Raw genomic sequence first — 19,552 nt, 5'->3', positions numbered from 1 at the left:
GCAAGTAACATGTCGAACTCAAAAACTGTTCATTTATACACTGATGGCTCTTGTCTTGGCAACCCGGGGCCGGGCGGGTACGGAGCCGTACTGGAATATGAAAAACACCATAAAGAATTAAGTCAGGGGTATCGCCTTACGACAAATAACCGTATGGAAATGCTGGCAGCCATTGCTGGATTAAAAGCATTAAGGCACTCCTGTCAGGTCATCCTCACAACCGACAGCCAGTATGTCAAACAAGGTATTGAACAATGGATGCCCCGCTGGAAAAAAAATGGCTGGCGCACTTCCGCGCGTAAGGCTGTAAAAAATAAAGATTTATGGCAGCAGCTGGATGAAGAAGTTAATCGCCATAAGGTTGAGTGGAAATGGATAAAAGGTCACTCAGGACATAAACAAAACGAGCGCTGCGATGAGCTGGCCCGCGACGCCGCAACGTGCGAGCCTCTGCAGGAAGATAAAGGGTTTGACGGCGAGTAAGTTACTCGCCGGCAACCACTGGCAGCTTTTTCTCCTGCCAGGAGCTCATGCCACCATCAACGCTGTAGACGTTATCAAAGCCCATGCGCTGCAAGCTTTCAGCGGCTAAAGCTGAACGACCGCCGGTTCGACAAATAAGATATAACGGTTTGTCGGCAATGCGTTCCAGCGCATTATCATAACCGGCAACATCAGGGTGTTGATTAAGCTGCATTTCCAGAACGCCGCGGGGCATGTTTACCGCTTCGCGAATATGTCCCTGACCGTACTCGGCCGGTTCACGTACATCAATAACGCGTGCACCCTGCTCCATCGCTTTTTGCAGCTCTTCAGTATTCACTTCGTTGACATTAGATTTCGCTTTGCCACATAACTCTTGTGCTGTAATCATAACTTACCTCTTAAGTTGGTATTGGATTTTGAAACCGGTTTTGTTGTCATTGCCGCTGCGGGTTGTTGTCCATTAACAGCGAGTTGCCTGCGCTGAACCAATGGTTTTAATTTATCGACCAAAGTTTGCTTCCGGGCCACGATAAAGTAAGCAGCGCGCAACCCCGGTATTTTTTCACTTAACTTTGTTGACCAGTCGCTTCCCTGGTACTCACCCTTATGTAAAAAATGAGAAACATAAAATTCAGACTCCAGTACTTCGAACCCCAGCAGTTCCAGCCAATCTTTTATTCTTATTGACGAAAAGTACCGCCCACACCAGGGAAAGCTTTTTTTGTGTCGTATAAAAAAACCACTTGCCACTGCAGGGCTGTAAGGATTAAATCCGGTTAATATTAAAACACCGTCATCGTCGAGTACCCGGGTAACCTCTCTTAGTAATTGGTGTGGGTTCTGGCAAAATTCAAGCACAAAGGGAGCAATTAGGTTATCAACGCTGTTTTCTTTCACCGCCAGTTCAGTCAATTTACTGCGTACGGCAACTTGCTTCCCCGCTCCAATAGTCAGCCAGTCTGCACGGTTTTGAAAACTATGGTTAAGCCCGGGTGCCAGTGAACCAATAGCCACGGTTCTTCCCGGTTTTAGGCGTCGTTGGTAGCACCGAATCAATTCAGCCGTTTGCTCCATAACGTATTGCCCACAAGCCATTTGTGACCAATTCAGCGGAGCCGCTAAATCAATTTTCGAATATGCTGGTTTAATTAACACGACGAATTCCTGTATTATCAACTTATCTTCAAATTGCTCGCTGGGTTTCTCATCCTAGCGCTATAGGGGCTAATATGCGAGTTCACGCTATTAAGGCTTTCGATGACAATTATATCTGGGCGATAGAAACAAATAATAATGACACCGTTATTATTGTAGACCCCGGAGAAGCAAAACCCGTTCAACAATGGCTGGAACAAAATAACAAGCGTATTGATACTATTTTGGTTACTCACCACCATTACGACCATACTGGCGGAATAGCAGAGTTAGTAGCGCAGTCTCCATGCCCTGTCATAGGACCGGATAACCCCGACATTCAGACACTGACTCAAACCGTAACCGAGGGTGATGAACTGACCCTTGGCGGAGTCCAATGGCAGATAGTTACCACACCGGGACACACGCTGGATCACATCAGCTTTTACACGCCGGGCTTTCTATTTTGTGGTGATACTTTATTTTCAGGCGGTTGTGGCCGGATGTTCGAAGGCACTCCCGGACAATTTACTCATTCACTTTTAAAACTGCGTCAGCTGCCGGGAGAGACTCGGGTATTTTGTGCGCATGAGTACACTCAGGCAAATGTAAACTTTGCCCTGAAAGTTGAACCCGACAATGCTGTCTTACAAGGTTATGCCGAAAAGGTCAGAATGTTACGCGAACAAGACCAAATTACTCTGCCAAGCACGCTGCAGCTAGAGCTAGCGATTAATCCGTTTCTTCGTTTTGATCAAAAAAGTGTTATAAAAGCGGCTGTAGAACATGCCGGAAGTGTAAAAAACACCCCTGAGGATGTTTTTTACACAATCAGGCAGTGGAAAGATAACGCCTGATTCTTTAAACTCTTCATAATTTTAACAATTATCGGAAGTAAATTGCGCATGACAAATAGCAAGCGAAAGAACGCATGGTTTAAATGTTGTATGGTAGCCAGTGGCCTGGCATTAAGCGGCTGCCAAAACACAATGCTGTTTAGCGACAATGACCCGATAAAAACCAACCAGCCATCTGAGCTAAAACTAACGCCGATTCCTGAACAGATAATAAGTCAGCCCGCTGAAGAACAAGTCGCTGCCGCTGAACCGGTCAAGCTGACTCCGCAACAGCAGGATGACCTTTGGGTCAGAATTCGGCAGCAACTTCGCTTTGAAGTCCCCGATGTACCCAGAGTTCAAAGCCAGCGCAACTGGTATGTCAGCCACCCTGAATACTTGGACCGCGTAGCTAAACGAGCGGAGCCTTATCTTCATATCATTGTTGAAGAACTTGAAAAGCGTGAGATGCCAATTGACTTGGCATTACTACCCATAGTAGAGAGCGCATTTGACCCATTTGCGTATTCGCATGGCAGTGCTTCCGGTGTGTGGCAGTTTATTCCGGGCACCGCACGCCGGTATGGGCTGGATATCAACTGGTGGTATGACGGCCGCCGCGATGTATTTGCGGCCACCCACGCAGCACTCGATTATTTACAAGCGTTACACCGCTATTTTGACGGCAACTGGATGCATGCTCTTGCGGCATACAATTCCGGTGAAGGCCGGGTTGCAGCGGCTATTAGAAAAAATGAACGTTTGAATAAACCAACTGACTTCTGGAATTTGTCTCTGCCACGCGAAACAAGAGCTTACGTACCTAAGTTACTCGCCTTATCGGAAATACTCGCCAATAGCGAAGAATATGGTATCGCGTGGTACCCAATAGAGAATCAACCCAAGCTTGACGTTGTTGAAACGCCGGCGCAAATTGACTTAGCATTAGCCGCAGATATGGCTGATATGCCACTGGATTTATTGCATCAATACAACTCAGGTTATAACCGCTGGGCAACGGCACCTAATGGTCCTCATCGTTTACTTCTGCCTAATCAAAATGCGGAAAAGTTTAAGCAGGCATTAAGTGAAACCGAACCCAAAGACTGGCTCAGCTGGACGCGCCACAAGGTTAAATCCGGCGAGAGCTTGTTGACCATTTCCAACAAATACAATACGTCGGTTGATGTGATTCAACAGGTTAACGACATTAGCAGTCATATTATCCGGGCGGGTGATCACCTGTTAATCCCTGTCGCCACACTGAATATCGAAAATTACAAATTATCGAAAGACCAACGACGCGAGGATCGACAGGATCAAAAACGCTCAGGTAAGCGTTTAGAACATGTCGTTCAGTCGGGTGACACACTTTGGGATCTTAGTCGTGCTTACAGTGTCAATTTACGAGACCTGGCACGTTGGAATTCTATGGCTCCTGGTGATTATTTAAGACCGGGGCAAGAATTAGTGGTTTGGACGGAAGCTAAACCTTCGTCGGCCGTACAAAGCAGTATCAACAGCATTATGCGTAATATAAGATATCGTGTACGCAGCGGTGACTCATTAGCCCGAATTGCTGATAAATTTAATGTCACCATTCGGCAAATTGAGCAATGGAATAACATTCAACGCAATCGTTATCTACAACCGGGGCAAATGCTTAAGTTAAAAGTAGATGTCACTGAGGTTAGTAGTTGAGGCGCCCATGAAAAATTTAAAATACTGTTTTATTGTTATGGCATTACTCTTTAGCGGACAAACTTTAGCGGACTGGGAGGCAGAAGGCAGCGGTAAAGTCATTTATCCGTCTGGCCGCACGGAACCTCTGGACTTTGGCTTTGAGTATAAAAAAGTCTACGACACTATTATATTTACTGCCGGCAAGTCGCAAATGCGTACATCCGAAATGCCACCCAACTATATTCTCAACGTGTTTGTTAATGAGCAGGGGCAAATTTATGTTGCGGAATTTGCCAGTGGCTTTTTCAAAGGTTTTGAATTAACCATTGGTGACCATCAAGTCAGTATCAATCACCGCAAGGAATTTGATGAAGACCGGCCGCTCAAGCATTTGCGCGTGCAAATCAATGATCGCAGCTTCCTGGTGGATACTACGCATCCCACTATCAGGTTTGAGTTTGACCAGGAAAAAGGGATTGTCGATGTTAATGGCTCAGGCCTGTTAAAAGACCTGAGCTCTCGTGGACGTTAATCTTGCAGCAACTGATGCAGGGCATCTTCGTCTAATATATTAAGCCCAAGGGATTGGGCTTTGGTCAGTTTTGAGCCTGAGTTTTCTCCTGCAACCAATGCCGTTGTCTTTTTCGACACACTGGAAGCAACCTTTGCACCTAAACCTTCAAGCGCTGCTTTAGCCTCGTCACGAGTCATGGTCGATAACGTGCCAGTGATAACATAGGTATTGCCTGATAAACGATCACCTTGGGCAGAACTTATTTCCTCTCCTTCCGGCCAGGAAATAACCTCCCGTAACTCAGTGACGACCTGCTGGTTATGAGGTTCATGAAAGAAAGACACAATGTGTTGCGCTACCACAGCACCAACGTCAGGCACTTCCTGTAGCGGCTCGCTCTCAGCGGCAATTAACGCATCCAAGTTTTTAAAATGACTGGCCAGCGCATTGGCTGTGGCTTCGCCCACCTCGCGAATACCCAATGCATAAATGAAGCGTGCTAAAGTGGTCTTTTCCGTGGTTTTAATAGAATTTCGAAGATTTTCAGCAGATTTACTGCCCATTCGGGGTAATGTTGCTAATTCAGCTTTTGATAAACGGTAAAGATCCGCCGGTGACTTTATCCAGTTTCTTTCCACCAGTTGTTCGACAATTTTATCGCCTAAACCATCAATATCCATAGCTTTACGGGAAGCAAAATGTTTAATCGCTTCTTTACGCTGAGCCGCGCAGTACAAACCCCCGGTGCAACGCGCAACCGCTTCACCTTCTACCCGTTCAATCTCCGACTGGCAAATCGGACAGTGTTCGGGAAATACAATCGCCTGCGTTTGCTCAGAGCGCTTACCGGTTTGCACACTAACAACTTGCGGAATAACATCCCCGGCACGACGAATGCTGACACAATCGCCAATACGAACCCCTAAACGCTCAATTTCATCGGCGTTGTGCAAAGTTGCATTAGATACAGTAACGCCCCCCACATTAACCGGTTCTAACCGTGCCACCGGTGTTATTGCTCCCGTGCGGCCAACCTGAAAGTCGACTCCGGTAACGGTGGTAAGCTGTTCCTGAGCCGGAAACTTACGGGCAATTGCCCAACGCGGCGCGCGGGCTACAAACCCCAGATCCTGTTGCAGCCGAATGGAATCAACCTTAAAAACCACACCATCGATGTCATAATTTAACCCATCCCTTCGAGCTAAAATGGCTTCATAGTAATCATCACAGCCCTCAATTGAGTTAACCGTCTTTATTTCAAGGTTAACCGGCAACCCCCACTCTTTCAGTTGCTGCAGACGCTGGTAGTGACTGTCTGACAGTTCAGTGGTTTCTGAAATTAACCCCAGACTGTAAGCATAGAAGTGCAAAGGTCGTTTTGCGGTAATTTTGGAGTCCAACTGCCGCAAGCTGCCCGCAGCTGCATTGCGGGGGTTGGCAAAGACTTTCTCACCACGCTGGCGGGCCTGGTCATTAAATCGCTCAAAAGCTCCTAATGGCATTACCACCTCACCGCGCACTTCCAGTCGCTCAGGTACCTGACCAGAGAGTTCTAACGGCACGTTGCGTATAGTTTTTACGTTCTCGGTAATATTCTCGCCGCTTTGTCCATCCCCCCGGGTTGCTCCTCTGGTTAACCGCCCATTTTCATAAAGCAGACTGACCGCAGCACCATCGAGCTTGGGTTCACAACAAAAAGTCAGGGCCTGGCTGGTATCCAGGCGCTGTTCCACCCTTTTACTGAATGCCTCAAACTCTGCAACCGAAAAAGCGTTGTCCAGCGATAACATTGGCACTTCATGCTGAACCGTATTGAACTGCCCCAGAGGTTTGCCACCCACTTTCATCGTCGGAGAGGATGTATTTTTTAAGTCCGGGTGTTCTGTTTCTAAGGTTTTAAGCTCCCGAAACAGGCGATCATACTCAGCATCAGGTACGCTTGGTTCATCGTTTTCGTAATACTCTTTATTGTAGCGATTAAGTAACTCTTCCAGCTCTTGCATACGCTGGTGAACAGACTGATTCATAGTAACCTGTAATTAAGCTGAATGTTTACGTTCAAACTCACGAATACGGTGGCGAGCTTCGTGAATCGACTGACGGGTCAATAACTGGCGTTGACCATCCAGAACCTGCCCTTGCGGAATTTCCGTGGCGAGTTTCTTAGCGGCATTAAGCATCATATTAAAAGCTTGCTGACCATCAAACTTCATGGGTAATGCCATAAAAAAGGCAACCCCCTCAGTTTCAAAGTTTTCCATGTTATCCAGGTCAAAGGTGCCGGGGTTAAACATATTGGCTACACTGAAAATCATCGGGCCGGTGCCGGCCGTATTTTCATAGCGGTGAAAGATACCCAGTTCGCCAAACTTACAGCCCAGTTCTGTCATCATTTGCAATAATACAGCACCCTGTACGGGTCCTTTAACGTGAAGGGCAATAACTTCTTCCGGAGCCGCTTCAAAGTCATCGGTTACTTTTTCAGTGACGTCTTCTTCAGTTTGCTCTTCGTGAAGATTTACCGGTTCGCTTCGTGGAGCAGGCTCATTATCTTCAGCGAATTTCAGTTCAGCCTGCTCTACTTCTACTGGTTCATCGTTATTCACCCGCATAGAGGGTAATGAATCGGACAGGGTTTCATCACTGCCAAGATCCATCGACATCTGCTCAATAGTTTCGTCATCTTCATGGTTTTCCCGCGCATCATTTGTCGCTGACGATACACGAGTGTCACTTTTAAACGGTTTCTCAGTCTGGGGCTCCGTTGAAGGCTCAGCTTGTCGAACAACCCGAACTTCACCAACACCATCAGAGTCAAAACTTGTCGACTGTTGCTCGCGGTTTTCAGCGACACGTTGCTCGCGCTGACGCTGTTGTTGGTTACCTTTACGTATTTTCCATAATCCATGCGCAACAATACCGGCAATTGCCAGGATCCCAAGAATACTAAGGGTAATTTGTAAACTGCCCATTTTTGCTCCATCAAGCCTAATTTGTCAGCCAGCGTCTGTCATCGCTACAGCCTGTTCAACATCAACCGCTACCAATCTGGAAACGCCTGCTTCCTGCATAGTGACTCCGGCCAAATGTGTTGCCATTTCCATTGCCACTTTATTATGACTGATATAAATAAATTGTACCGACTCAGACATTTCGCTGACCAGACGGCAAAAACGACCCACATTGGCGTCATCTAAAGGTGCATCAACCTCATCTAACAAGCAGAACGGTGCCGGATTCAAGCGAAATATCGCGAACACCAATGATAATGCGGTTAGTGCCTTTTCTCCACCGCTAAGCAGATGAATTGTGCTGTTTTTCTTACCCGGAGGCCTTGCCATAATGGTAACGCCTGTCTCTAGTAAGTCATCATCGGTTAGCTCCAGACTTGCATTGCCACCCCCAAAAACTTTAGGGAACAGAGTTTGTAAATCATGGTTTATCGCATCAAAGGTTGTTTTAAAACGCTGACGCGTTTCTTTATCTATCTTTCTAATAGCAGCTTCCAGAGTCTCTAACGCCGATGATAAATCATCCACTTGTTGGTCGAGATACTGTTTACGTTCTCTTTGCGCTTCGGCCTCGTCAATGGCAGCCAGGTTAATCGCGCCTAACCGCTTTATTTTATTCTGTAACGCTTCAAGCTCTTGCTGCCATTGCTTTTCCTCAGCCGCAGAAGAAAGCTCTTCCAACACACGTTTTAAACTAAGACCGGTTTCGGCTAAGGTTTCCAGCACGGCCTGACTGCGTTCCTGCAGCTTAACCTGCTCAATCTCTGTCGTTTGCAAAGCCTCATTGACCTGGCTTATTTTCGTCTGAATTACCGACTGCCCCTGAGTCAGCTGTTGTAAGTCATGCTCAAAGCGCGACAACAGCTGGCGTTGCTTCTGCAGTTGTTCTGCAACCTCGCCGCGTCTATCCAGTAACTCAATCAGCTGCTCATCTAACGCACTCTGGCTCTCGTCTGTATCGACAGTTTGGTGTTCATCCCGCTCTTGCACAAGCTGCTGGTAACGTTGCTCGCTGCGTTGCTGTAGTTTCTGTAACTGTGCTGACTGAGCCTGCAAGTTTTGCTGCTGCATCGTCATTTGCTGCTGTTGGCTGCGCAGTTGCTGTAACTGTTCATCTTCAGTACGAGCCTGAGATTCCAGTTGCTCGCCGTGACTTTCATCAACCTGCTCAGCTTGCTCCAGCATCAAGTCAAACTCTTCCAGTTGCATTTCAATTTGTTGTTGCTGTTCAGCGGCTTTTTCAGCATGCAGCCGTTGTTCTTGCTGCTTGTCTTGCAGGCTTATTAGCTGCTGCTCTATTTGTTCCGCCTGCTGTGCATTCCACTGCAACCGTTGTTCCGCTTTACCTCGTTCATTCTGAGTCTGCTGCACCTGCTGCTGAGCCTGCTCCAGTTTTTCTTGCGCCTGCTCAACCTGCCGCTGGGTCTGTTGCATCTGGTTATCACTTTCCGACAACTTAACAGCCAGCGTTTCAAGTTGCTCTAATAAGGTTTCGCGTTGAGAGTGAAGGTGCAGCACACTGTTGTCTTCGTCAATACGAGCCGCTATAAAACCGTCTTGCCAGTACCAGTTACCGGCTTTAGATACCGCAAAACTGGCTTCACTTTGTCGCAGTTGCTGCACGGCGTTCACATCTTCTTCAAGCGCCAGGGACTGCTGTAATGGCGCCCAATAACGCAATGATCCTTTCACTTTACTGGCCAGAGACCAGCTTTCAGGTTCTTTTTGCTTAATTGGCCAAATTAACTTCACACCGCTGACAGCTTCTAATTGTTCCGGAGCCTGCTCCAGTATCACGGCATCCAGCCAGTCGTAAGCCAGTTGTTCAACCGCCATTTCCCAGCCGTTTTCGGCCTGAAGCAATTCCCGAACCCGCCTGCTGTCAGGATAGTTTTCCTGTAACCACTGTTCACTGCGGCTGTCGTTGTTGTGCTTTCCTTTCAGCAACTGTTCAATTGCGCTTAACTGAGCCCGGGCTTTATCTTGTTGCTGCTCAATATGCCGGTGGTGATGCTGCTGCTCTTTATAAGCTTGCTGAAATTTCTGCAACTGCTGTTTACTTTGCTGATAACCGAGCTCTTCTTGCTCAAACTGATGCTTTAATTCAGCCAGCAATTGCTCATTATCATCAACCGATAACGCTTTTTTCTGTTGCTCCAGTTGGTGTTGCTGATTTTGAAACTGTTCAACCTGTTGTAGCGCGTAATGCTGACCTTGTTTGACCTCTTGCAGTTTAAGTTGCGATTGCTGGTGCTGTTTTTCTATGTCGCGTTGCTGTTGTTGCTGGTGTCTTTGCTGCTGCTGCCATTGCCGCCATTGCTCATTGGCTTGTTGAGACCGCTCCGAAACACTGTCGAATTGCTCTTCTATGTGCTCCAGCTGTGGCTCCAGCATCAGTTGCTGCTCTTCCAGTTGCTCTCTTTGCAGACGGTCATCTGCCAGCTGTTCATCCAACTGCTGTATTTCTTCGGTTAACTGCTGTCGGCGCTGGTTACGTTGCTCTTTTAACTCTTTTTGGTGCTTCAGTGTCTGCTCTATACGAGTTATTTCGTTGCCAACGGAGAACATTTTCTCCTGAGACTGCTCTACCTGATGGCGCGCTTCCTCCGCCTGCTCTCTCAGCTCAATAGCGCCCCGTTCGTCGCCACTTTGCTGAGCCTGCCAGCGTTCAAGCTCAGTTTGCTGTTCGGAATACTGTGCCTGCAATTGCTGCCGCTGGTTATCGAGCTTTAACCAACGAAGCGCCTGAAGTTCCCCTTTAAACTTACGCTCTGCGGCTTTTAGCTCTTTGTAACGAATTGCGGCCGCCGCCTGACGCTCTAACTTTTCCAGTTGCTGCCCCAGTTCCTCACGCACGTCATTGAGGCGCTCCAGGTTCTCGCGTGTGTGCAGCATGCGGTTTTCAGTTTCTTTGCGCCGCTCTTTATATTTCGAAATACCCGCGGCTTCTTCAATAAAAACACGCAGCTCCTGCGGGCGTGATTCAATCAGGCGGGAAATCATACCTTGTTCAATAATGGCGTAGCTGCGGGGCCCCAGCCCGGTTCCTAAAAATAAATCGGTAATATCACGGCGGCGGCAACGGCTGCTATTTAGAAAATAATTTGACTGACCATCGCGGGTCACAAGACGTTTCACAGAAATTTCGTTAAATGCTGCGTACTCGCCCTGAATGCGACCGGAGCTATTATCAAACACCAGTTCAACACTGGCCTGGGAAACCGGTTTTCGCGCGGTAGAACCGTTAAATATAACGTCACTCATGGCATCGCCACGTAGGTTTTTTGCTGAACTTTCGCCCAGCACCCAACGCACCGCATCAATCACATTGGATTTGCCACAGCCGTTCGGACCCACAACGCAGGTCATTTGCTCAGGAAAAGGAACTTTGGTTGGATCCACAAAAGATTTGAAGCCAACGAGTTTGATATGTTTTAGGCGCATTCAGTTGTTTTAATTATCTATTAGCACGACAGTTTATCATCACAAGGCTTTTTCTTATCCCGGACTCTAGCAGATCCAGTCGCTATTTGTAACAATTTAGGCCTTACATTGCCATGGTATTGCCTTATTCTATAAAGCAATTAAAAACCTTTGGAGTATTCATGCATAAAGCTGCCTACAGCAATTCTGGATTCGCTTATATAGGGCGCGGATTAGAACTTATCCGAACCAAAGGTCTGCGTCGTTATGTGGTGGTGCCTATTCTGACCAACCTTATCCTGTTTGGCCTTGCCTTCTTCTGGTTGTATGGCGAAGTGGATTATTGGCTGAACCGTTTTATGGGCTGGTTACCCGAGTTTTTTCAGTGGCTGGAATTTATCTTGTGGCCGCTGGCTATAATTACCATTATTGCGCTATTTTCATTCATTTTCAGCACCATAATGAACGTAATTGCGGCACCCTTTAATGGGCTTCTGGCGGAAAAAGTCGAACGTTATGAAAGTGGTGAAAGTTTGGGCGACGAGGGTTTCTTAAGTTTGTTTAAAGATATTCCACGTACCCTGAAACGGGAAATGCAGAAACTCATGTACTACATTCCGCGGGCACTCGGCTTCTTTTTATTGTCGCTGATTATCCCGGTTATTGGGCAGGTACTTTGGTATGTGTTTGTCTGCTGGATGATGTCGATACAGTACTTAGACTATCCGTTCGACAACCATAAAGTGTCGTTTCCGCGTATGCGTTCAGCGTTAAACGGACAACGCGGCAAAACCCTGGGTTTTGGCTTCGGCGTTACCGTGCTGACAATGATCCCGCTGATTAATCTGATTATTATGCCGCTAGCGGTTTGTGGGGCAACCTCATTATGGGTTGATCATTACCGTCGCAGCGCATTAAATTAAAACAGTGTACGACTGAGCAAGGGCTCAGTCGTTTTTCTTATTTGTACCACCAGACTCAATGCCTTGCTGCGTATCGTCAGAATCAAGGTAATCAGAATTTAACCGTTTATTGGTTTGCACCCCCATCTGGCGGAATTTATCCACCCGGCCAATTAGGTTCCCGCGTCCTGTGCTCAGTTTTTTCATGGCTTCCTGATAACGGTTATCAAGGCTCTGCAAACCATTACCTATTTTTTCCAGGTCTTCAACAAAACCGACAAACTTATCGTATAAACGCGCCGCATCTGTGGCTATTTTTTCAGCATTCTGGTTTTGATATTCATACTGCCAGACATTATGCACGGTACGTAGCGCCACCAGTAAATTGGTCGGGCTGACCAGCATAATTTGGTTATCCAGCGCCAGCCGGATAAGCTCAGGGTCGCGATCAACCGCCAGTAAAAACGCGGGTTCTATCGGAATAAACATCAACACATAATCCAGCGTGCGCAAGCCTTCCAGTTGATGGTAGCTTTTTTTGCCCAGTTGTTTGATGTGCTGTTTCAGTGACTGAACGTGTTCGTTTAAAGCGCGTTCCCGCTCGGCGTCATCGTCAGAATTAAAATACCGTTCGTAGGCCGATAAACTCACTTTCGAATCAATAACCACATCTTTTTTGTTCGGCAAATGCACAATTACGTCGGGCTTAAATGACTTACCGTCTTCATCGCGGTGATGTGCCTGTGTCTGATACTCATGCCCTTCGCGCAGACCGGACTGTTCCAGAATACGTTCAAGTACCACTTCGCCCCAGTTACCCTGTTGCTTGGTATCACCTTTTAATGCGCGGGTTAATGCTTCAGCCTCAGACGCCATTTGACGATTCAAGTCTTTAAGCGACATCACTTCATTTTTTAAAGCGGAGCGCTCTTTAGTTTCATCTGTATACTGCTGGGTGATTTGCTTTTTAAAAGCATCAATTTGCTGTTTAAACGGTTCTAACGTTGCTTGCAAAGACTGCTGATGATGCTGCTGCAGCCCTTTCGACTTCTCATCAAAAATACGATTAGCCAGGTTTTCAAACTGCTGTGTCAGTCGTTCTTCACTCACTTTCAATAAGCTCAGCTTTTCCTCGGCCGTTTTTTGTTCATGCTCAGCCCGAGCTAAAGTTTCACGTAAGCGACTGTCTTTCTCATACACCTCGTGCTGCAGCTCGTCGACTCGCTCACGCAAAATTTCTGCGTCTTGTTCCAGTGCCGTGCTTTGTTGCTCTGCTTTAAGACGCAAACGCCGTTGTTGCTGCCAAAGCAACAACAACGCCGCAACCACAGTTACAACCGGCACACCAATTATTGCCATCCATTGCCAGAGTGCCAGGGTCATCATTAGGCTCCTAATTTTTCATTCAGGTCGGCAATTTTGGCTTTCCAGATAGCAGGGCCTTGAGTATGCGCATTCTGACCATCGCTATCCACCGCAACGGTAACCGGCATGTCTTCCACTTCAAATTCGTAAATGGCTTCCATACCTAAGTCTTCAAAAGCCACCACACGGGATTTTTTAATGGCTTTAGCGACTAAGTAAGCTGCGCCGCCTACGGCCATCAGGTACACCGCTTTATGCTTACGAATGCTTTCCACGGCTTCGGGCCCGCGTTCAGCTTTACCGACCATGCCAATAATACCGGCTTCTTCCAGCATTTTTTCGGTGAACTTATCCATCCGGGTTGAGGTTGTCGGTCCGGCAGGGCCGACCACTTCATCACCCACGGGGTCGACCGGTCCAACGTAGTAAATAAAGCGGTTGTTAAAGTCCACCGGTAGTTTTTCACCGTTATCCAGCATGCTTTTAATACGCTTATGCGCCGCATCTCGGCCCGTCAGTAATTTACCGGATAAAAGCACGGTTTCGCCCATCTTCCAGTCCTGAATAGCTTCTTTCGTCACTTCGTCCAGATTTACGCGACGCGCGTCATCACCCAGCTCAAAAGTGACGTCAGGCCAGTCTTCCAGTTTTGGTGGGGTTAAATCAGCCACACCGCTACCGTCCAGTGTAAAGTGCGCATGGCGTGTCGCCGCACAGTTCGGAATTAAGGTTACCGGTTTAGATGCCGCATGGGTCGGCAAGGATTTTATTTTTACATCCAGCACCGTCGTTAAACCACCCAAACCCTGCGCGCCAATGCCTAACGCATTCACCCGGTTAAATATTTCTAAGCGCAGCTCTTCTTCGGCAGTTTGCGGGCCACGTTCCATTAACTCATGGATATCCACAGATTCCATCAGCGATTCCTTAGCCAGTACCCCTGATTTTTCTGCCGTACCACCAATACCAATGCCCAGCATTCCCGGCGGGCACCAGCCAGCACCCAGCTTAGGCAAGGTTTCCACCACCCAGTCCGCAATAGAGTCACTGGGGTTCAACATCACCATTTTCGATTTATTTTCAGAACCGCCGCCTTTTGCGGCAATCATTACTTCAATTTCATTGCCCGGCACCATATCAATGTGCACCACGGCCGGCGTGTTATCGCCGGTATTTTTACGCGCACCGGCAGGGTCTGCCACAATAGAGGCCCGTAGTGGGTTATCCGAGTTGTTGTAGGCACGGCGAGTGCCTTCGTCCACCATTTGCTGAACGGTCAGGTCTGTTTTATCCCACTGCACCCCCATGCCCACTTTCACAAAGCAGGTCACAATACCCGTGTCCTGACAAATTGGACGATGTCCTTGTGCAGACATACGCGAGTTGGTCAACACCTGCGCAATGGCGTTTTTCGCCGCTTCGCTCTCTTCCCGCTGGTAGGCTTCATCCAATGCTTTTATAAAGTCCAGTGGGTGATAATAGGAAATGTACTGTAACGAATCGGCGATACTGTCAATAAAATCGGCCTGACGAATGGTGGTCATGGAACTGCCTCTTGGTTAACTTTTGCGTGGCGCTATAATAGCGTTTTCACTGACAACTGACCAGTGCCGCTGACTGGTGAATATTTGCTGTGATACTATGTCTGTTATGAACAACCAGCCTTAACTGCGAGCATGATGTGAGTGTCTTCCCCGATCTCTGTGCGATAAAACTTAACTGTCAGGCCTCAGCTGTTGAACTCTTTCAACGTTGCCAGCATGAAAGCTATGCTTTGCTACTGGATTCTGCCGCGCAGAGCCATGAGAACTGTGCCTACGATATCATTTTCAGGCAGCCGCAACTGGTCTTAAGCTGCAAGGCGGGGAAATTAAATGTATCGTCAGACGAGAATCTGGAATTGCCTCCCGCCCCAGAGTCTGCGGCTGATCTTTGCCGTTATGCAGAGCAACTGAATGAGTTATCAGGTCACTATAAAGGTCCTTCAGACCTGCCTTTTCAAGGGGGCTTTGCCGGTGCTTTTGGTTACGACCATGGCCGCTCTCTGGAGGTTATTCCTGAGTTTAATGCCGACCACTACCGATCTCCCGATGCGGTGTTAGCCTATTACAGTCAGGCACTCATTATTGACCGAAAAACCAATACGACCTGGTTAGTTGCGCCAGCAGAACAATTAGAAGCATTAACCCGGTTCTGGTGCCAGACAACCTCGGCAGAAAGTACTGAACCCTTTCAGCTAGTCAGTGACTGGCAAAGCAACATGAACCAGCAGCAGTACACCGATAAATTCGAGGCAGTACAAAACTATTTGCTGGCCGGTGATGCCTACCAGATTAATTTAGCGCAACGGTATTCGGCAAACTACCAGGGCAGCGAATGGCAGGCCTATCTAAAATTGCGACAGGCGAATTCGGCACCATTTTCAGCTTTTATGCGCCTGACCGACAGTGCTATTTTAAGTCTTTCTCCCGAGCGTTTTTTATTAACCGATGCGCACGGCCTGGTGGAAACCAAACCGATTAAAGGCACCCGCCCGCGCTTCGGCGACGAACATCGCGATCAAGAGAGCCAGGAAGCTTTACTAAATGCGGACAAAGACCGGGCAGAAAACTTAATGATTGTCGACTTGTTACGTAATGATCTCAGTAAAAACTGCCAACCTAACAGCATCAAAACGCCGCGTTTGTTTGCCATAGAGAGCTTTCCCGCGGTTCATCACCTGGTATCAACAATTATTGGTCAATTACCACCTGACCGCACAGCACTGAGCTTGTTTAACGGTGCTTTTCCGGGCGGTTCTATTACCGGCGCCCCCAAAATTCGCGCTATGCAAATTATTGAGGAACTGGAACCTCACCGCCGTAATATTTACTGCGGCAGTATGGGGTACTTTTCTCAACATGGCCGCAGCGACACCAGTATTACTATTCGTACTCTGCTTGCGGAAAATGGGCAGCTATACTGCTGGGCCGGCGGAGGCCTGGTGGCAGACTCAACGGCGGCGGAAGAGTATCAGGAAACCAAAGACAAAGTGTCGCGCATATTGCCAGTACTAGCCTCATGAGTATTAGTACTCGCGCAGACTTCATTCGTCGCTTTAGTCTTTACCCGTCACCGCCTGTCGAGCGCCGAATTGATGAGCCACTGCGAAAGCGCCTGCGTCCCGCGGCGGTGTTAATTCCAATTATTGAACGCCCGCAGGGACTGTCATTGATACTTACCCGGCGTTCCAGCACATTGCGCAAGCACGCCGGTCAAATCAGTTTTCCCGGCGGCCGCTTTGACGATACCGATACCGATTTACTGGATACCGCACTGCGCGAAACAGAAGAAGAAATTGGCCTGCCGCGCAGTCAGGTGGAAGTTGTCGGGCGTTTACAGGACTACCCGGTCTTATCTTATTTTATGATTCGTCCTTACGTGGCTTTTGCATCACCGCAACAACCTTTGGTCGCTGAGGAAAGCGAAGTGGCTGAAATTTTTGAAGTACCGCTGGCTGATATTTTAGACCACGGTAACCACTACGTTTACCGTATTCGTAAGTTCATCTATGACCGCGTTTACTTCATTCCCTGGCAGCATCGAAACATTTGGGGCGCCACCGCCGGTATCTTGCGTGAATTATCAGAGCAGCTACAACCCGACAGCAAAAACAACTTCAGACCGCTGAACTGAGCACTTATTTTCGCTTAAAACTTGCTTCCCCCCACATGAATCATGCGACAATACTATAATGAACAGAACAAGCATGCGCGACAGGTAAGGATAAGTATGATCAGCGTTTTTGATATCTATAAAATTGGTATTGGCCCTTCCAGTTCTCACACTGTAGGGCCGATGAAAGCCGCTTATGATTTTTTGCATATCGCAAAACAGTCAGGACATCTAGATAACGCAGATGGAATAAAAGTCGAACTGTTCGGTTCACTTGGACAAACGGGTAAAGGTCACGGTACCGGTAAAGCGGTTATTCTGGGGCTCGTCGGCGAGACTCCTGAAACGATAGACACTGACACTGTTGAAGATTTTCTGGAGCAAACCCGTAAGACTGAAAAGCTGAATTTGCTGGGTGAGAAAGACGTTTCTTTTCCCAATGAAGGCGCTATTACTTTTCACCGCCGAAAAACCATGCCCAAGCACGCCAACGCCATGGAGCTCAAGCTGCTGAAAGATGGGGAGATCATTTATAGCGATCTCTATTATTCCATTGGCGGCGGCTTTATTGTGCGCGATCAAGATTTTGACGAGACTCTGGAAGAAGCCATAGAGCAATCGGCAAAACCGATTCCATACCCATTTAACAGTGCCGCGGACCTTCTTGCTCATTGCAAAGAACATGGTATGCGCATGAGTTCGTTAATGATGGCGAACGAAAAAGTCTTTCGTAGTGAAGACGATATTCGCACTGGTCTGATGAAAATTTGGCGTACCATGCAGGAAAGCATCAACAATGGCATTACCACCGAAGGTATTCTTCCGGGAGGCCTAAAAGTGCGCCGCCGGGCTTCATCCTTTTATCAGCGCCTGAAAAAAGAAAAGTCTGGTGATGCCATGCAGGTAATGGACTGGGTCGACCTTTATGCTCTGGCCGTTAATGAGGAAAATGCTGCTGGTGGGCGTATCGTAACCGCACCGACCAATGGAGCGGCAGGTATTATACCGGCGGTAATGAGCTATGCTGACCGGTTTATCGAGACTTTCGACGAAGACTCTGTTGTGCGTTTTCTGCTGACATCGGCTGCTATCGGTATTCTTTATAAGAAAAATGCTTCTATTTCCGGTGCCGAAGTTGGTTGTCAGGGCGAAGTCGGCGTTGCCTGTTCAATGGCAGCCGGAGCCTTAGCCGAATTTATGGGGGCGGACCCTTCTACGGTGGAAAATGCCGCGGAAATTGGCATGGAGCATAATTTAGGCTTAACCTGTGACCCTGTCGGTGGTTTAGTCCAGGTGCCTTGTATTGAACGCAACGCTATGGGCTCTGTCAAAGCCATTAATGCTGCTCGTTTAGCGATGCGCGGCGACGGTGACCAAAAAGTGTCATTGGATAAAGTGATTAAAACGATGTGGGACACCGGTAACGACATGAAGACCAAATACAAAGAAACCGCGCGAGGCGGTTTGGCTGTCAATATTACTGAGTGCTAATTAATAAGTCTACTGCCGGTGTTTAGCGCATCGGCAGCGAACAATTCACAAATAATTTATCAATTTCATCCTGAGTTTTCATTTCCGTAGCTTTTTGTACCTGTTCCCGCGTTAAGTGCGATGCAAAATTTTCTATAAAATCATACATGTAAGTTCGTAAGAATGTTCCTCTGCGAAAACCAATTTTGGTTGTGCTATGTGCAAAAAGATGCTCAGCCGGTATCGCAACAAGATCGGTATCCACTTTAGGGTCATAAGCCATACTTGCCAAAACACCAATACCAAGCCCCATCCTGACGTAGGTTTTTATGACATCAGCATCGGTTGCCGTAAACACAATTTTAGGTTCATGCCCAGCTTCGGCAAAGGCTTTATCAAGCTCGGAACGCCCCGTAAAACCATGCACATAAGTGACCAACGGAAACTCAGCAATCTCATCAACAGATATTTTGCTCAGTTGTGTCAGTGGGTGAGATTTAGGCACTACAATCGATCGATTCCAGTGATAACACGGCAGCATGATCAGATCGTGGTACAAGTGCAATGCTTCGGTGGCAATAGCAAAGTCTGCCCGCCCTTTTGCCGCCGCCTCACTAATTTGCTCCGGTGAGCCCTGATGCATATGCAGTGAAACTTTTGGATACCGCTGAATAAATCGTTCAATAACGGAAGGCAGGGCATAACGCGCCTGAGTATGAGTGGTCGCAATGTTGAGCTTCCCCTGATCCGGCAAGGTATATTCTGCCGCAACCGTTTTTATTGACTGAACGTTATCCAGAACGTGTTGTGCAACGCTAATAATATCTTTACCGGCAGTTGTAACATGAGTTAAATGCTTTCCGGTGCGCCCAAATATTTGCACGCCCAGTTCATCTTCCAGCATTCTTATCTGCTTGCTGATGCCGGGCTGAGACGTAAATAAGCTTTCAGCCGTAGCAGAAACATTCAGATTGTGATTCATGACTTCAACAATGTAACGTAATTGCTGTAATTTCATTGGCGAACGTGCCACTCTGTTTGCGAAATGTGATATAAGAAAATACTATAATAACT

The 19,552-nt window shown here is 47.6% G+C and carries 16 protein-coding genes; 8 read left to right on the top strand and 8 right to left on the bottom strand.

The genetic code is table 11. The features are described from left to right. Positions 1-9 precede the first annotated feature (9 nt). Positions 10-483 (top strand): ribonuclease HI, encoded by a 474-nt coding sequence (rnhA, locus tag L8G48_RS10245; protein WP_248264512.1) that lies wholly within the window; start codon positions 10-12, stop codon positions 481-483. Position 484: 1 nt separating this feature from the next. On the opposite strand, the gene L8G48_RS10240 is transcribed toward rnhA, so the two are convergent. Both L8G48_RS10240 and L8G48_RS10235 read right to left on the bottom strand, forming a co-directional pair. After that, positions 485-874, bottom strand: a complete 390-nt coding sequence (locus L8G48_RS10240) for a rhodanese-like domain-containing protein (RefSeq protein ID WP_248264511.1) — start codon at positions 872-874, stop codon at positions 485-487. After that, complete coding sequence (locus L8G48_RS10235) at positions 871-1,641, bottom strand: methyltransferase domain-containing protein (RefSeq protein WP_248264510.1); 771 nt, start codon at positions 1,639-1,641, stop codon at positions 871-873. Before L8G48_RS10235 ends, L8G48_RS10240 begins: the two co-directional genes overlap by 4 nt. Positions 1,642-1,715: 74 nt before the next feature. Between L8G48_RS10235 and gloB the strand changes: the two genes are divergently transcribed. The 3 genes from gloB to L8G48_RS10220 are packed head-to-tail and all read left to right on the top strand — an operon-like array spanning position 1,716 to position 4,671. Further along, positions 1,716-2,477 carry a hydroxyacylglutathione hydrolase gene (gene gloB, locus L8G48_RS10230; protein WP_248264509.1) on the top strand — a complete coding sequence of 254 codons (762 nt, stop codon included), beginning with the start codon at positions 1,716-1,718 and terminating at the stop codon, positions 2,475-2,477. 48 nt (positions 2,478-2,525) lie between these two features. Next, positions 2,526-4,157, top strand: coding sequence for a lytic transglycosylase (locus L8G48_RS10225; RefSeq protein ID WP_248264508.1), 1,632 nt, complete (start codon positions 2,526-2,528; stop codon positions 4,155-4,157). A 7-nt stretch (positions 4,158-4,164) separates the two neighbouring features. Next, positions 4,165-4,671: a hypothetical protein gene (locus L8G48_RS10220; protein ID WP_248264507.1), complete on the top strand. Its 507-nt coding sequence runs from the start codon at positions 4,165-4,167 to the stop codon at positions 4,669-4,671. On the opposite strand, the gene ligA is transcribed toward L8G48_RS10220, so the two are convergent. The 3 genes from ligA to smc are packed head-to-tail and all read right to left on the bottom strand — an operon-like array spanning position 4,668 to position 11,108. Then, positions 4,668-6,680: an NAD-dependent DNA ligase LigA gene (gene ligA / locus L8G48_RS10215; RefSeq protein WP_248264506.1), complete on the bottom strand. Its 2,013-nt coding sequence runs from the start codon at positions 6,678-6,680 to the stop codon at positions 4,668-4,670. The genes L8G48_RS10220 and ligA overlap by 4 nt on opposite strands. 12 nt (positions 6,681-6,692) lie before the next feature. Beyond that, on the bottom strand, positions 6,693-7,625 hold the full coding sequence (gene zipA / locus L8G48_RS10210; RefSeq protein WP_248264505.1) for a cell division protein ZipA: 933 nt from the start codon (positions 7,623-7,625) through the stop codon (positions 6,693-6,695). A gap of 24 nt (positions 7,626-7,649) precedes the next feature. Further along, a complete protein-coding gene (gene smc / locus L8G48_RS10205) occupies positions 7,650-11,108 on the bottom strand; it encodes a chromosome segregation protein SMC (RefSeq protein ID WP_248264504.1) in 3,459 nt (1,152 codons plus the stop codon). Positions 11,109-11,269: 161 nt separating this feature from the next. On the opposite strand from smc, the gene cysZ reads away from it, so the two are divergent. Continuing rightward, positions 11,270-12,010, top strand: coding sequence for a sulfate transporter CysZ (gene cysZ, locus L8G48_RS10200; RefSeq protein WP_248264503.1), 741 nt, complete (start codon positions 11,270-11,272; stop codon positions 12,008-12,010). 24 nt (positions 12,011-12,034) lie between these two features. On the opposite strand, the gene rmuC is transcribed toward cysZ, so the two are convergent. After that, entirely contained in the window at positions 12,035-13,375 is a 1,341-nt protein-coding gene (gene rmuC, locus L8G48_RS10195; protein WP_248264502.1) for a DNA recombination protein RmuC, read from the bottom strand. Continuing rightward, on the bottom strand, positions 13,375-14,898 hold the full coding sequence (locus L8G48_RS10190; protein WP_248264501.1) for a fumarate hydratase: 1,524 nt from the start codon (positions 14,896-14,898) through the stop codon (positions 13,375-13,377). The genes rmuC and L8G48_RS10190 overlap by 1 nt, the downstream gene beginning before the upstream one ends. A 137-nt stretch (positions 14,899-15,035) precedes the next feature. On the opposite strand from L8G48_RS10190, the gene pabB reads away from it, so the two are divergent. The 3 genes from pabB to L8G48_RS10175 all read left to right on the top strand — a co-directional run bounded on the left by pabB (position 15,036) and on the right by L8G48_RS10175 (position 18,499). Then, a complete protein-coding gene (gene pabB, locus L8G48_RS10185; RefSeq protein ID WP_248264500.1) occupies positions 15,036-16,418 on the top strand; it encodes an aminodeoxychorismate synthase component I in 1,383 nt (460 codons plus the stop codon). Beyond that, the gene (locus L8G48_RS10180; protein WP_248264499.1) at positions 16,415-17,029 is read left to right on the top strand and encodes a CoA pyrophosphatase; all 615 of its coding nucleotides are present in this window, start codon (positions 16,415-16,417) and stop codon (positions 17,027-17,029) included. The genes pabB and L8G48_RS10180 overlap by 4 nt, the downstream gene beginning before the upstream one ends. A gap of 96 nt (positions 17,030-17,125) precedes the next feature. Continuing rightward, positions 17,126-18,499, top strand: coding sequence for an L-serine ammonia-lyase (locus L8G48_RS10175; RefSeq protein ID WP_248264498.1), 1,374 nt, complete (start codon positions 17,126-17,128; stop codon positions 18,497-18,499). A 22-nt stretch (positions 18,500-18,521) separates the two neighbouring features. Here L8G48_RS10175 and cysB read toward each other — a convergent pair whose 3' ends face one another. Next, positions 18,522-19,496, bottom strand: a complete 975-nt coding sequence (cysB, locus tag L8G48_RS10170; RefSeq protein ID WP_248264497.1) for an HTH-type transcriptional regulator CysB — start codon at positions 19,494-19,496, stop codon at positions 18,522-18,524. Positions 19,497-19,552 lie beyond the last annotated feature (56 nt).

Origin of the sequence: Idiomarina aminovorans, from assembly GCF_023155095.1 — a bacterium.
Classification (GTDB): Bacteria; Pseudomonadota; Gammaproteobacteria; order Enterobacterales; family Alteromonadaceae; genus Idiomarina; species Idiomarina aminovorans.
This window is presented reverse-complemented; position numbering and strand designations above follow the sequence as displayed.